The organism is Metallumcola ferriviriculae (genome assembly GCF_035573695.1).
GTDB classification, from domain to species: domain Bacteria; phylum Bacillota; class JADQBR01; order JADQBR01; family JADQBR01; genus Metallumcola; species Metallumcola ferriviriculae.
Window position 1 is genome coordinate 1187362 of sequence record NZ_CP121694.1, and the last position, 14339, is coordinate 1201700.

A 14339-nucleotide genomic window follows, 5' to 3' on the forward strand; every position below is an offset into this window, starting at 1 on the left:
ATTAAATAATTGGAGGGAGACCAATGAGTAACTTAACGTCTGAGAATAAAGCTGGATTAGAACATTCACCGCCGCAGCTAAAACGAGAGTTAAACCTTACTGGTGCCGTGGTTATGAGTGCCGGTTTGGTTATTGGTGTTGGTTTATTTACCGTTTCAACAAATGCAGTTGGCTTCTTGGGTCCTAGTCTGCTGTTGGGGAACTTAATTGCATTAGTGGTTAGTGTACTTACTTCACTGGTTTACGCAGAACTGGCGGCTGCTTGGCCTTTTTCAGGAGGAAGCTACGCTTACGCATATGAATCATGGGGTAAGTACGGGCCTTTTGCCGGTTTTATGATGTCAATGACCATTATTGGTATATATTTTGCAGTTGGTGCTGAAGCCTTAGCATTTGCCAATTATTTTTTGAGTACCGTTGATTTTCTTGGGATATGGAATGTTCTACAAGGGGGAGAAATTCCGTTTGGAACGGCCTCTGTTATTGCTTCTCTGCTCATTCTTGTATACACGGTAGTTAACTGGCGGGGTACTAAGGAAGTCGGTTTGTCACAAAAAGTTATAATGTTTTCAATGTGGGCAATGATGGCAATTTCTATTATTGTAGCTGCGTTTACTACAATAGATTTTAGTAACTATCATCCGTTTATACCAACTTGGTTTGATCCAGGTATGTTTCCATTGGCTGCAACTTTGATTTGGTGGGCTTATGCCGGACAAGAAGTTATTGGGACAATGGGCGAGGAAATAGAACATCCCACCGTCAATATACCTCGTGCTTTGATATTAGTTCCCTTTGTTGTATTTGCCGTAACCACCACTATGCAATGGGCGATTGTTGGGATCATTCCCGATGTGCGCATCTTACAGGATGCTGGGGCACCATTCGCTCTTGCTCTTAAAGCAGCCGGCGTTGGTTCAATTATCTTCATTTTGTTTATGCTGGCGGAATTTTTAGGCAACTTCTCAACAGTGAATCCAATTCTGATGGGAGGTTCGCGAGTCCTTTTTGCACTAGGCCGTGATGGGTACTTACCTCCCATAATCGGTAAACTTTCAAAACGTAGTGTGCCGGGACTAGCAGTTTGGATTTACGGTATAAGCGTAATAATTCTTGTTATTACCAAAGGATTACTCTACCTTGCACAATTTACTGCATTTTTACTCCTATTTTTGTATGGGTTTATCGCGCTAACTGTAATTGTAGCCCGTTTCACGCGGCCCGAAGTGAATAGACCGTTTAAAACTCCACTTTTTCCACTTATTCCTCTATTAGTAATTGCATTTGCTGTATGGATGGTTCTTAGTCTGCCAGCAGAAGTTATTGTTTCAGCTTTTATCTGGCTCGGGTCAACAACAGTATTTTTCCTGATTTGGATCAACCTTCCTTGGGGCAAAGAAGAACGTGAGAAATCAAAATACTTCAGAGTGGAATCCTCCCTACCCCCTGAACCAAATAAAGAAGAAAAAGAGAAGTTAGATCAAGAATTTCGCGGGTTTTCCATTAAACTGGGTGTAGTAATTTTTGTATGTCTAATCTTCTATGGAATAACTTATATTCTTGGATAAGGAGTTGAAAGGTTATGGATAAATTGGAATTTAATAAGTTTGAAGAACTTGTGAGAATAGGGGAAATAGATACAGTAATAGTCGCTGCTGTGGATATGCAGGGTAAACTTTTTGGCAAAAGAATTCCCGCTGGTTATTTTATCGAAGAGGCCAAAAATGGAATTCACACCTGCTCAATAAACATGATTTGGGATGTGGAATTAGACATTGGTGATAATTTCGAATTTTCCAACTGGGACACCGGCTTTCAAGACATGAAAGCTGTGCCTGATTTATCTACGATGCGGCTGTGCCCATGGTGTGATAAGACGGTTTTGGTTTTGGCTGATCTTCATAATGCTGAGGGCGATACCATATTGGAAATTGCACCACGTAATATACTAAAAAAACAGCTAGAAAAAGCGAAGCAAATGGGTTACCAGAGCTTTGCGGCCTCAGAAATTGAATTTTACATTTTCCGTGAAACTCCTGATTCCATCAGAGAAAAGAGTTTTGCTAACTTAAAGCCTTTGTTTGGTTACCCAGACGACTACTCTATTTACCGCCTGACTGTTGACGATTGGTTTCTCAGTCAACTGGTTCGTAATTTAGAGGCAGCAGCCATACCCGTCGAAGCACTCAAAGGGGAATGGGGTATGGGACAAATAGAGTTAAACCTCAGGTATTCCGAAGCTTTGGAAATGGCGGATAGAACGGCAATTTATAAAAATGGCATTAAAGAAATGGCTGTCTTAAATGAGTTAATGGCAACCTTTATGGCTCGTCCTCATACCAATGATTCGGGGAGCAGTTGTCATACTCACTTTAGCTTCTGGGATAAAGACGGTAAACAAAACTTATTCTGGGATCCGGAGGATGAATACCAACTTTCAACGGTTGGACGTCATTTTTTAGGGGGCATAATGGCTTTGGCCCCGGAGTTTATGATATTTTATGCACCTTACATCAATTCCTATAAAAGACTAAAAGACACCGCGGGGGCTCCAAACACACTTACATGGGGATTTGATAATCGCACTGTATCAATTCGATGTGCCGGTAAAGAAGGTGGACGGCGAATAGAGAATAGAATTCCAGGAGCAGATGCAAATTTATACTTAGTTTTAGCTGCGATGCTTGCCTCGGGATTGTATGGAATTGAAGAAAAAATTGATATCCCAAACCCATATTTGAATAATGCTTACGCAGATCCTAACGTGAAGAAATTACCCTCTAACTTGGTTGAGGCAGTAAGCCTACTGGAAAAAAGCGAACTAGCGCCAAAACTAATGGGTGAAGCGGTTATTAATCATTATCTCACCGCAGCTAAGAATGAAATAAACCGGTTTTTCTCATCTGTTACAGACTGGGAGAGAAAGAAGTATTTCGAGTTTATCTAGGAGGGGAAACCATGGATTTATGCAGCAAAATCTTAAAAATTGACCTTAGCACAAAAGAAGTTACAATCGAAACTAAAGACGAAGAATTTATGCGTATGTATCTTGGCGGAGGGGCTTTAGGTGTTTATTATTTATTAACTGAAATGCCCCCTGGAGCAGACGCCTTAGGCACTGAAAATAGGTTGGTATTTTCGGCAAGTGTAGTTGCTGGAGCCCCGATATCGGGGCTCAGCCGCTATACGGTAACAGCCCGTTCTCCGCTAACTGGATTAATTGGAGACTCCCAAGCAGGGGGAGACTTTGCGGTTGAACTACGGTCAACCGGTTATGTTGCAGTTGTTATAAAAGGTAAATCTGAAAACCCCGTATATATTATAATAACTGATGAAGGTGTAGAAATACGGGATGCGTCAAACTTATGGGGGCTAGAGCCCGCCCAATGTCAAAAAAACATTAAAGAACAATTAAATGATGATAAAGTAGTGGTTGCTCAAATAGGTGTTGGTGGTGAAAAACTTGTTCGTTTTGCCTGCATTGTAAGTGAACTCACTCATTTCAATGGGCGTACCGGAATGGGTGCAGTAATGGGATCGAAGAACCTTAAAGCGGTAGTAGTTCGCGGCAGAAACCGCCCTTCGTTTGATAATTCAGAAGCAATCAACGCTATAGCTAAGATGGGTGTGCAGAAATCCAAAGTTAATGATGGAGTCCAATTTTTAAGAAAATTGGGAACAGCTGGGGCTGTGGCAATACAAAACAGTACCGGGGGTTTACCAAGTAAGAATTTTTCCAATTGTCAGCTAGAAGGTGCTGAGAGAATTTCCGGTGAAGAACTTTTCAAGTCCTTTCCGGTAAAAAGTGAAAGTTGTTATCGATGCGCCATTGCCTGCAAAAAGAAGTGGCAAAACCAAAATGAGCATGAAATTAACCTTGAATACGGAGCGCCGGAATATGAAAGTTTAGCTTCTTTAGGGGCCTACACAGGAGTTATTGACCCACTTGCTGTCATTAAGGCTAATGAACTTTGTTCAAAATTCACTTTGGACACCATATCCACCGGGGCCATAGTAGCCATGGCTATGGAATGTTATGAAAAAGGGATATTAACAAACAAACAAACTAATGGGCTTTCTCTTAAATTCGGAGATAGTGATGCATTGATTGAAATTATCAATATGATTGCAAAACGCCAGGGGATAGGGGATGAATTGGCGGAAGGTACACAAAGGGCGGCGGCTTTGTGGGGGAAAGGTGCTGAAGACTGTGTGATTGCAGTTAAAGGACTTGATTTGCCAGCACATATGCCAAGGATTAAAAAGTCATTATCTTTAGCATATGCGATTAATCCCTTTGGAGCGGATCATATGTCCAGTGAACATGATGGTATTTATTCAGTAGGTTCTGGCGAAAGTTGGGATATTTTAGCAAGCATAGGACTTTATGGGAGAACTCCTATTGAAAAACTAAACTCTGATAAGACCCGGTTCTATTTGTTTACTCAAAGATTTTATAGTTTATTAGATACTCTTAATCTTTGTGCTTTTTGTTTTGCTCCGGGGTGGTTATATGCGCCGGCAGAGTTAGTTGAAGTTGTTAAGGCTGTTACCGGTTGGAACGTTACCCTGCATGAACTGATGTTAGCTGGGGAAAGGCGTATTAATATGCAGCGCGTCTTTAACTCGATACATGGTGCTTCTCCGGCAGACGATACATTACCCAAAAGATTATTTATGCCTTTAGAATCAGGCCCTAGCGAAGGATATTCAGTGGATGAAGATGAGTTCAATCAGGCTAAGGATCTTTATTATTCTATGGCTGGTTGGGATAAGAGCACCGGTTGGCCTACGCATTCAAAGTTAACTGAACTGTCGTTAGATTGGTTAATATCTGGTTAAGTATTAATACTTGAGAGGGATAAACTAAAAATTTTTTGGCCTAACTGGGGGGATGTAGATGAAACCAATTATAGGCATTTCATGTGGCATACAAAATATCAAATATTATCAAAATTGCCAAGAAAAAGATACCTGCTGGATATTACCAACTCATTATGTTAAAGCGGTAATCAGTGCAGGAGGCATCCCAATAATTTTACCTTATGTCCGCGAGAAAGAGGAAATTATTTATGCAATTAATGGCTTAATCATCAGTGGTGGAGGCGACATTTCCCCAGAAGTTTATTGTAAAGAAAGGCACCTTAAAACTTACGATTGCAACATAGAACGAGATACTTTTGAAATTGATTTGGTCAAATTGGCCATTGAATATAATATTCCTACTTTGGCAATCTGTAGAGGTATGCAAATTTTAAATGTTACATTGGGTGGAACTTTAAATCAGCATATTCCTGAACAGATGCCATCTACCGTTTGTCATTGGCAGAAAGACTCTGAGCAATCGGGAACACATCAAATAGATATTTTATCAGACAAACTAGCAAAAGCTATGCATGTTAATCCAGGTGAAAGTGTAAAGGTGAATTCTTTTCATCATCAGTCAGTTGCCCGAATTGGTAGTAATTTGACCGTTGCCGCAAAATCAAAAGATGGTATTATTGAAGGCTTAGAAAATGAGCATCATGATTGGATGTTGGGAGTACAATGGCATCCAGAGTTGATAGGAAACGGTAATACTACTCAGAAACACTTATTTGAAACACTTATTGAACAAGCTAGTCAACAAAAATAGTTGTACGAGGAGTGGGTTATAATGTATATTTCGGATATTAGTATTTATATTCTGCAGTTACCCCTGACAAATCCGTTTCAAACAGGGTTTGGTAGAGTGGACAGTAAAAGAACCGTATTAATTAAGATGAGGACTAATAGCGGGCTTATTGGTTTCGGTGAAGCAGCTGCCTTTGAAGCCCCGCTTTATAATCATGAGACTATAGACACTTGCGTTTATATTATTGAAAAAATACTGGCTCCAGTACTTTTGGATAATAAAATTTGCGAAATAGAAGATTTAAACAAGTTGTTTAGAAAATTCAAAGGACATAATATAGCGAAATGCAGTTTGGAAATGGCCCTGTGGGATATAAAATCTCAAGAGGCTAATCTATCTTTAGCCCAGAAACTAGGGGGTATAAAAGACAAAATAGGTGTGGGAGAAAGCATCGGGCTAAAGACTTCAATTAAAGCTACATTAGAGGAAGTAGATGAACGATTAGACAGTGGTTTTCAAAGAATAAAATTAAAAATAACACCAGGTTGGGATATTCAAATTGTTGATGCAGTTAGGAATCATTTTGGGAATATACCGTTAATGGTAGACGCTAACTCCTCGTATTCTTTAAAAGAATTTCCAGTGTTAAAACAGTTAGATGAATATGATTTAATGATGATTGAACAGCCTTTAAATAGTGATGATCTTTGGGATCATGCCAAAATTCAAAGAAAGTTGAATACGCCTATTTGTCTGGATGAAAGTATAAAAAGCATAGAACATGCCCGTAAAGCAATTGAAATGGGAAGTTGCAAAGTAATTAATATAAAGCCTAGCAGGGTAGGTGGTATTCTAGAAGCGAAAATAATTCATGACTTGTGTCAAGAAAATGACGTGCCGGTCTGGTGTGGTGGAATGCTTGAGACGGGTATTGGTCGTGCTTTTTGTATCGCCCTGTCGTCATTACCCAACTTTAGGCTTCCGGGCGATATATCTCCCAGTAATTTTTTTTATGAGGCTGATGTATTAGCAGACTCTTATCAAGTAGATAGTGAGGGGTTTATAAAAGTTAGCACCAATAAAGGTTTGGGATATGAAATAGAAACTGATATGATTGAAAGGTATAAGGTTAGTCAAATAGATCTTACTACAAAGCTATAGAAATGAACAAGCTACAAAAGTATGTAAACAACTCACAATGTGGATTTGTGTCGTCAACAGGATATTTCTATGATTTATTGCGGGCCCTTAAAGGCTTACATACCTATCAAAACATGTCACAAATAAGACAAGAACTCCCTATATATATTTTTTCTGGAGACAAAGACCCTGTTGGGAACTTCGGAAAAGGAATCAAAAACCTGGTCTCTTCATATCATCAACACGGGCTGCAGGATGTTACCTACAAGCTATATCCCGAGGGAAGACACGAAATGCTGAACGAAACCAACAAAGACGAGGTAATTGAAGACACCTTAGCCTGGTTAAGAAAACATTGCGAATAAACTGTGCTTTAATTATTTGAGGGGGAGCAACACTCTAGTCTGCCCCAAACCGTTGGTAAGCCCGTGCAGCCTGTTTGATGGTACTCCTACATTCCGGGTATTCCATGAATTTACCATGCACCCGAGCAAAGGCTTCTCGTAACTCTGCGCTTTCCTCTAACACTTCGGTAGTTATATCAAGAAAGCTTATTATGCTATTTACTAAATGATCTCTTTGTCTTGGTTCGCTTTCCTTAATTTCCTCAGCTAATTTTTCAAAAACCCGCATACCCTGGTCTAATATCATATTCTAGCCTCCAATCTTTTTGTTTAGTTTAACCGTGATTGGCAAGCCTTAGCCGGCGGTCGCTTGGATAGGTCTCTCTGGTATTTCTCGTACCAGTGTAAATGTCGCCGGAGACCTGACTGCCAGCATGGTGATGGACCGTTGGCTGCAGCTAGATAAAAATGCAGCTAGCGCTGCCAAAGAAACACATGGAGCGTAAACTTTATTGAGCAATGGTATTATAAGTTCAGAATAATAAAAAAGGGATATTGCGGTCAATAATTTAATAAGTGCTTTAAGGGGGGACAAGCATTGGGGTAAGCAGGGGACTAAATTAGATGTTTATGCCAAGTGGGTTAAGTAAAATATTTTACAGTTTTTTCCCGGCATTCAACTTATAATGAATACATCTAAGAGAAGGAGGAGTTAAAATTGTTCAGGGAGGGGAAAATGAAATGATACTAGGGATAAGTGCAAGCGGTAGAAAAGAGGGAATTACCAGTAAGGCAGTAAAAGCTATCTTAGAAACTACCGGTTTAGAAACCGAATATATATCCTTGGCCGGCAAAAAAATTAATGGCTGCATCGGTTGTACAGGGTGTGCTGCCGATAATCAGTGTCGGGTCAAAGATGATTGGATTGAAATAGGGGAAAAAATGTTAAAGGCGGACGCAATTGTTTTTGGGGCACCCAATTATTACGGAACAATTAATGCACTTGGCCATGCGTGTTTGGAGCGAACATTTTGCTTCCGTCATCGAGAAGCATTTAATTTAGCGGGTAAATTGGGTATTGCGGTTAGTACAAGCTACGGCAGAGAGAAAGAAGACCCAGTGCATTTAATTATTAAGAACTTCATGATAGCTAATATGATGCCAGTAATTGATACTGTCTCTGCCCAGGGGTATTCACAATGTTACACGTGTGGATATGGTCATGATTGTGGGGTAGGAAGTGTTGTTAAAAAACATGGATTCATAGAAAAAATTGAAGAAAAACATTACCCTCCTTGTTTTAAAGAACAGGAAGACGCAGTATTACAAACATACAAAAGTGGTAAACTGTTAGGTTCCATATTACAGAACAGGGATAAAGTATAGTCGCCATCAACCAAGCGTCGCCGAGTATTGGCCACAAAAGCTCCTTAGAGAAGAATATCAAAGGCGGAAAGCCCAGCATTACTTGTCCAATTTCCTTATAATACTGGTAACCTCTTCGTCGGTGGTCTGTCCAAAGTTATAATAAAACTGCCCCACGGCAAAGAAAGGCTCCGGCGTTGCCAGGCATATCACATGGTCCACTGTCGTGCTGACCAATTCAACCGCTTCCTTGGTGGCAACCGGCACGGCAAGTATAAGGCGGGCCGGCCTCTTATTTTTTACTGCCTGCAGGGATGCCAGCACCGTCAAACCTGTAGCCATCCCGTCGTCCACCACAATTACAGTCTTGCCGGCGAGTTCCTTACTGCGCAAATCCTTACGGTAGACTTGGTCACGACGCTTTAGTTCGGCCATTTCTTTACCAATGATTGGTTTGAGGTCCGCGGTTGTTATCTGTCTTCTGAAAAGCAGCTGTTCGTTGTAAATTATTGTTCCGTCGGGAGTAATAGCGCCAGCTGCCACTTCCGGATCGTTTGCTGTTCCCACCTTTCTGGGAATTATTAAATCCAACGCTGCACCCAGTTTTTTAACAATAGGCGCCGCAACCATAATTCCTCCCCGAGGAATAGCCACAACTACGGTGTCTTTTCCATGGTAAGCTTTCAATTCTTGAGCCAACTTTTCACCTGCGTCTGTTCGATCCTGATATATTATCATTTCATAACCCCACCTGTTTGCCATCCCCTTATCTGTAATTATTTTCCCCAACGGCCTTTTTCCAATACGAATATAGCGGTGTATTTAATGGCCGCCTCCTGTTAATACAACGGCAATTATAAATACGAAATATAATGAGCTCACGCCAATTAAAGTTTTAGGACTAATGCTGCGCTTAAAATATAAGGTTCCGTAAACAATTGCCGCGGATAACAACGCTAAAACTGCACTTACTACAGCAAGGGTACTTAATTCCCACGGTGTGAAGGCAATTCCTAAAGCAGGTATAAGTGAGCTCTGAAACACCATTGCTCCGGTTATATTTCCTAGAGCTAAAGTATCTTTTCCTTTTCTTATCCAAATTAAGCTGTTGAACTTCTCCGGTAATTCCGTAGCAACAGGGGCAATAATGATTGATAGTACAAATGCCGGGAGACCTATTACTTGGGATAAATATTTAATAGAATCTACGAATAGATGTGCACCCAGCACGATAATGCCCAAAGCGAAGGCCGCCTGCAGCAGAATTATGCCAAGAGATGGGTCGGTGCTTTTTTTAGCAAATTTTAAGGGATGTAGTTCAGCATCTGTATCAGCTTTAGTATCATCCTTGACAGTGAGGTATACATAAACAACATAGGCAGCCACTAAACCAAATACTATGACTTGTTTAAAGCCTGGCGGCATAAAGGCAGCAGCTATTGCTATGGAAAAAACAATCAAAAAGAAGAGTAAATCTCTGCGCATGACGCCTTCATTAATAAGCATGTGTTCTCGCCGTTTACCTCCAACTTTAAATAATGTTCCGGCTATACCAACTACACCCAAAGCTAATGTTGCTAACATAAAGGGGGCACCTAATATAGCCCCAATTCCGATATGACTTGCTTCATCGCCGGTACCAAATAATATTGCGATCACCGGTATCATTGTTTCCGGAAGGGCAGTTCCTACCGCTGCCAGTACACTTCCTACAGTTCCCTCGGAAAGGTTTAACTTCTTTCCCAACCACTCAATACCATTAGTAAAAACCTCTGCACCAAAAAGAATTACTCCAAGGCTAAATATTAAAATAATTATTTCCATGTTAGATCCCCTTTCTTTTGATAGCTTTTAATATAGTTAGTTGAGTAAATTTCATAACTCTAAACCATTGGTATATCAGTAAAAATTCGTGCAATAAAAAAGATTTCACCCCATCCTTGTTGAATATCTTTAGTGACCAAACCAAAATTATCCACAAGGTAGGTGAAATCACTAATGTATATTCGCCAAGAATGCTTATTATCCTTTGAAGAAATTTTAAATCTTCAGCCCCAAACAAAGTTGGAATTGGTTTTGTCACAAATTGACCTAAGTGATTTTGAAATAGCCTTTAAGAGAAGTAGGTTTGGTCCCAAAGGCTATGACCCAACACCAATGCTATATGCTTTAATTGCTGCGCAGCTAGAGCAAATAAGAACTGTTAAAGCTTTAGTGCAAAGGTTAAAGCAAGACCCTGTTTTTCGTTACTGCTGCTGTTTTGAAGTATGTGGCCAGGTACCTTCAGAGGCCACATTCAGCCGGTTTCTAACTAAGATTTCAGAAAGTGAGGATCTGCAAAAGCTATTTCATAAATTAGTTATCCGCGCAAAGGAACTGAATATTATCGACGGTGAAACTGTAGCCATTGATTCAACCAAAATGGATGCTTTTGAGAGCCCTAAACCTCATAGTAAACTTACGGATAACGGTTTAACGCCTAACTGGGGCGCCAAGCGAGATACAAACGGCAATCAAGTAAAATGGTTTGGCTGGAAACTTCATATCCTGAGTGATACCAAAAGTGAGCTGCCACTAGAAATATCCGTTACTCCGGCAAACGTATATGACGGAACTGTTGCCTTGCCGCTGATTGAAAAATTATTTGAGAGTTTTGGAGACCTCTTTAAACCCCGATACTATGCCATGGACTCTGGATATGACTTTAATTACATCTATGATGCTATAGTAAATGACTATCAGGCTAAACCAGTTATAGCTTATAATCCACGAGGAAGCAAAAGCGCCCCCGAAGGGTTAGATAATGATTTGCAACCCATTTGTTCCGCAGGCTATAAGATGGTTTACTGGGGTACAGATGGTGACTATATCAAACTAAGATGTCCTCATGTATGCGGGAAAGTCGATTGTGTCCACGGATCTAACTGGTGTTCCAACTCTAACTACGGTTATGTTAGAAAGGTCAACTATAAAAAGGAACCCAGGTTTTATAGCTATCCGTTCAGAGGTACAGAAAAATGGCAAAGCATCTACAATCAAAGAACAGCAGTTGAACGATGTAACAGTAGACTTAAAGAATATCTCAATCTAGGAAATATCAGGGCTAAAGGGATTAAAAAAGCTCTAACCCACTGCCTCTTAAACTCAATTGCTTTAGTTGCTGGGACAATAGCAGCAAACTCAGGCCAAAGCAAACTAAAAGTTGCTTAGCACTACCTGTGGATAATTCAGTACTTTAAAAAAGAAAATATTTTAGTTATCCACAGATTAAAAGTGGGTTTAGTATTTATTGCATTTTTTGAACTATTTTTGAGAAGTTGCAAAAAGTTAATTATGCAATTTCCTCAGTTAGAAACAAAACCTCTTATTTGGCCAAGTAAGGTACAAAAAAAGAGACCTTTTACCTTGACATTATCCCTATCAAGGTAAAGGTCTCGCTTTAGCTAAGCTAAGGTAGCACCGGGCTTTCCAGCCGCAATGTCGACACTACCACCAGTCTTGGTGAGCTACTCCCCTTTACAAACCAATATTAACTTTTCTGAACAATAATGATTATAGCATGCTCAATAAACTCTGGCAATAAAAATAACCCGAGGCAGCATAGCTAAATATGGAAATATCGGGCTCAAAGTAGATAGCAGGGCCCATCTATATTCCATTTTTCACACGAAACTATTGACATTAACCTTATCTTTTGGTATATAAAAATAGTGTTAGCACTCAGAAGAAGAGAATGATAGAATTAAAGGAACTGCTGAAAATTAAGAGGAGGAGATTCATTTGACTAAAAAACAGTTTAGAGCTGAATCTAAAAGATTGTTGGATTTGATGGTCAACTCTATTTATACCAACAAGGAAATCTTTTTAAGGGAACTAATTTCCAATGCCAGTGACGCCATCGATAAAATTTATTACAAGGCTTTAACAGATGATTCTTTAAGCTTTAATAAAGAAGACTATTACATCGAAGTAGCTGCCGATAAGGATAACAGAATATTGAAGGTATCCGATACTGGTATTGGCATGACAAAACAAGAACTGGAGGAAAATCTGGGAGTAATTGCAAACAGTGGCTCATTGGCATTTAAAGCAGAAAACGCAGGAAAAGATGGCCATGACATTATCGGACAGTTTGGAGTGGGATTTTATTCGGTTTTTATGGTTGCAGAAGTGGTAACTGTGATAAGCAGAGCATTGGGCAGTAATGAGGCTTATAAATGGGAATCAAAGGGTGCGGACGGTTACAACATTGAGCAGTGTGAAAAGAGCACAGTGGGCACCGATGTTATTCTTAAGATTAAAGAGACTACGGCAGATGAGAATTTTGACGAGTATTTAGAGGAATATCAGTTAAAATCCACTATTAAGAAATATTCCGATTTTATCAGGTACCCGATAAGAATGGAAGTTAGTGGGACAAGATTGAAGGAAGGCAGTGACAAGGAATACGAGGAATACAGCGAAGAGCAGGTCATCAATAGTATGGTACCTCTTTGGAAAAAGAACAAAAACGAGCTTAGTCAGGAAGATTATGACAACTTCTATGCAGAAAAACGCTATGGCTTTGACAAGCCGATAACACATATTCACATAAGTGCCGAAGGTACGGTCAGTTACAAAGCAATTTTATATATTCCGGAAACAATGCCATACGATTTCTACACAAAAGAATATGAAAAAGGCTTGGAGTTATATGCAAACGGTGTTTTGATTATGAATAAGTGTGCAGATCTGCTGCCTGACTATTTTAGCTTCGTCAAAGGAATGGTGGATTCAGAAGATTTGTCTCTTAACATTTCCAGGGAGATGCTGCAGCACGACAGACAGTTGAAACTTATCGCTAAAAATATCAAGACTAAAATCAAGAATGAATTAGAAAAGATTTTACAAAATGATAGAGAGAAGTATGAAGAGTTCTACAAATCCTTTGGCAGACAGCTAAAATATGGAGTCTACAGTGAATTTGGGAGCAACAAGGATATTTTGCAGGACTTACTGATGTTTCATTCGTCAAAAGAACAAAAACTTGTCACTTTAGACGAATATGTATCCAGAATGTCTGAAGAACAAAAATACATTTACTATGCCTCGGGAGAATCAATTGAAAGAATTGAGAAACTGCCACAAACAGAACTTGTTTCAGATAAAGGCTATGAAATCTTATACTTTGCTGATGATATTGACGAATTTGCTATCAGTATTTTAAGTTCCTATAAAGACAAGGAATTTAGATCGGTTTCTAGCGGTGACTTGGGTCTTGACACCGAGCAAGACATAGATCCCTCTGACGCGGATAAGGGCAACGAAAAATTATTTGATCAGATGAAAGATATCCTGTCAAACAAAATAAAGGCTGTTAGGGCCTCAAAAAGATTAAAGAATCATCCGGTATGTCTCTCAAACGATGGTGAACTAAGCATAGAAATGGAGAAAGTATTAAAATCTATGCCCAATAATCAAAATGTGCAAGCAGACAAGGTTTTGGAAATTAATCTAAATCACGAAGTGTTTCAAATACTAGAGGAAGCTTACGAAAAAGATGAGGATAAGTTTAAGCTGTATACAGGTCTGCTGTATAATCAAGCATTACTTATTGAAGGGTTGCCGATAGATGATCCGGTGGAATTTACAAACAATATCTGTAAAATAATGGTCTAGGCAAAAGCCGCTTTCAAGCCTTAGTGCTTGAAAGCGGCTTTTCCTTCTTCTGAGACATCGGTGGGTCATACCGCCATATAAGAATTATCTTCTAGCCTTGTTACTCGTCACGAGACAACTCCTAGGGAAGGGAAATTAATCCAGGATAAATTGAAGGAATATTGTGAAAATTGTAGAATTGTGTAGAAGAAAAAGGAATGATTTGCGTAGCTAAGTAA

12 protein-coding genes are annotated in these 14339 nt (G+C 39.6%); 9 read left to right on the forward strand and 3 right to left on the reverse strand.

Features of this window, described 5'->3' with window-relative positions; translation table 11 throughout:
• The first annotated feature begins 23 nt into the window (after positions 1 to 23).
• From MFMK1_RS05995 to MFMK1_RS06020, 6 genes are read left to right on the forward strand one after another with little or no spacing between them, the layout of a single operon-like run.
• Positions 24 to 1568 (forward strand): APC family permease, encoded by a 1545-nt coding sequence (locus MFMK1_RS05995; protein ID WP_366924217.1) that lies wholly within the window; start codon positions 24 to 26, stop codon positions 1566 to 1568.
• A gap of 14 nt (positions 1569 to 1582) precedes the next feature.
• On the forward strand, positions 1583 to 2947 hold the full coding sequence (locus tag MFMK1_RS06000) for a glutamine synthetase family protein (RefSeq protein ID WP_366924218.1): 1365 nt from the start codon (positions 1583 to 1585) through the stop codon (positions 2945 to 2947).
• Positions 2948 to 2958: 11 nt separating this feature from the next.
• Complete coding sequence (locus MFMK1_RS06005) at positions 2959 to 4842, forward strand: aldehyde ferredoxin oxidoreductase family protein (RefSeq protein ID WP_366924219.1); 1884 nt, start codon at positions 2959 to 2961, stop codon at positions 4840 to 4842.
• A 58-nt stretch (positions 4843 to 4900) separates the two neighbouring features.
• Positions 4901 to 5635: a gamma-glutamyl-gamma-aminobutyrate hydrolase family protein gene (locus tag MFMK1_RS06010; RefSeq protein ID WP_366924220.1), complete on the forward strand. Its 735-nt coding sequence runs from the start codon at positions 4901 to 4903 to the stop codon at positions 5633 to 5635.
• A gap of 21 nt (positions 5636 to 5656) precedes the next feature.
• Positions 5657 to 6775 (forward strand): o-succinylbenzoate synthase, encoded by a 1119-nt coding sequence (menC, locus tag MFMK1_RS06015; RefSeq protein WP_366924221.1) that lies wholly within the window; start codon positions 5657 to 5659, stop codon positions 6773 to 6775.
• Between the two features lie 2 nt (positions 6776 to 6777).
• Complete coding sequence (locus MFMK1_RS06020) at positions 6778 to 7119, forward strand: alpha/beta hydrolase (protein ID WP_366924222.1); 342 nt, start codon at positions 6778 to 6780, stop codon at positions 7117 to 7119.
• A gap of 34 nt (positions 7120 to 7153) precedes the next feature.
• On the opposite strand, the gene MFMK1_RS06025 is transcribed toward MFMK1_RS06020, so the two are convergent.
• The gene (locus MFMK1_RS06025) at positions 7154 to 7405 is read right to left on the reverse strand and encodes a hypothetical protein (RefSeq protein WP_366924223.1); all 252 of its coding nucleotides are present in this window, start codon (positions 7403 to 7405) and stop codon (positions 7154 to 7156) included.
• Between the two features lie 434 nt (positions 7406 to 7839).
• Between MFMK1_RS06025 and MFMK1_RS06030 the strand changes: the two genes are divergently transcribed.
• Complete coding sequence (locus MFMK1_RS06030; protein WP_366924224.1) at positions 7840 to 8484, forward strand: flavodoxin family protein; 645 nt, start codon at positions 7840 to 7842, stop codon at positions 8482 to 8484.
• 78 nt (positions 8485 to 8562) lie between these two features.
• Here MFMK1_RS06030 and MFMK1_RS06035 read toward each other — a convergent pair whose 3' ends face one another.
• A complete protein-coding gene (locus tag MFMK1_RS06035) occupies positions 8563 to 9201 on the reverse strand; it encodes a phosphoribosyltransferase (RefSeq protein WP_366924225.1) in 639 nt (212 codons plus the stop codon).
• Positions 9202 to 9285: 84 nt separating this feature from the next.
• A complete protein-coding gene (locus MFMK1_RS06040; RefSeq protein WP_366924226.1) occupies positions 9286 to 10287 on the reverse strand; it encodes a sodium:calcium antiporter in 1002 nt (333 codons plus the stop codon).
• A 174-nt stretch (positions 10288 to 10461) separates the two neighbouring features.
• Between MFMK1_RS06040 and MFMK1_RS06045 the strand changes: the two genes are divergently transcribed.
• Together MFMK1_RS06045 and htpG are read left to right on the forward strand one after the other, a co-directional pair.
• Entirely contained in the window at positions 10462 to 11673 is a 1212-nt protein-coding gene (locus MFMK1_RS06045) for a transposase (protein ID WP_366922865.1), read from the forward strand.
• A gap of 570 nt (positions 11674 to 12243) precedes the next feature.
• Positions 12244 to 14121, forward strand: coding sequence for a molecular chaperone HtpG (gene htpG, locus MFMK1_RS06050; protein ID WP_366924227.1), 1878 nt, complete (start codon positions 12244 to 12246; stop codon positions 14119 to 14121).
• Positions 14122 to 14339: the final 218 nt, after the last annotated feature.

Coding starts and splice junctions, on each gene's coding strand:
- MFMK1_RS06020 (WP_366924222.1), top strand. CDS start 6,778: ATGAACAAGCTACAAAAGTATGTAAACAACTCACAATGTGGATTTGTG.
- MFMK1_RS06010 (WP_366924220.1), top strand. CDS start 4,901: ATGAAACCAATTATAGGCATTTCATGTGGCATACAAAATATCAAATAT.
- MFMK1_RS06035 (WP_366924225.1), bottom strand. CDS start 9,201: ATGATAATATATCAGGATCGAACAGACGCAGGTGAAAAGTTGGCTCAA.
- MFMK1_RS05995 (WP_366924217.1), top strand. CDS start 24: ATGAGTAACTTAACGTCTGAGAATAAAGCTGGATTAGAACATTCACCG.
- MFMK1_RS06000 (WP_366924218.1), top strand. CDS start 1,583: ATGGATAAATTGGAATTTAATAAGTTTGAAGAACTTGTGAGAATAGGG.
- MFMK1_RS06040 (WP_366924226.1), bottom strand. CDS start 10,287: ATGGAAATAATTATTTTAATATTTAGCCTTGGAGTAATTCTTTTTGGT.
- MFMK1_RS06030 (WP_366924224.1), top strand. CDS start 7,840: ATGATACTAGGGATAAGTGCAAGCGGTAGAAAAGAGGGAATTACCAGT.
- menC (WP_366924221.1), top strand. CDS start 5,657: ATGTATATTTCGGATATTAGTATTTATATTCTGCAGTTACCCCTGACA.
- MFMK1_RS06005 (WP_366924219.1), top strand. CDS start 2,959: ATGGATTTATGCAGCAAAATCTTAAAAATTGACCTTAGCACAAAAGAA.
- MFMK1_RS06025 (WP_366924223.1), bottom strand. CDS start 7,405: ATGATATTAGACCAGGGTATGCGGGTTTTTGAAAAATTAGCTGAGGAA.
- MFMK1_RS06045 (WP_366922865.1), top strand. CDS start 10,462: ATGTATATTCGCCAAGAATGCTTATTATCCTTTGAAGAAATTTTAAAT.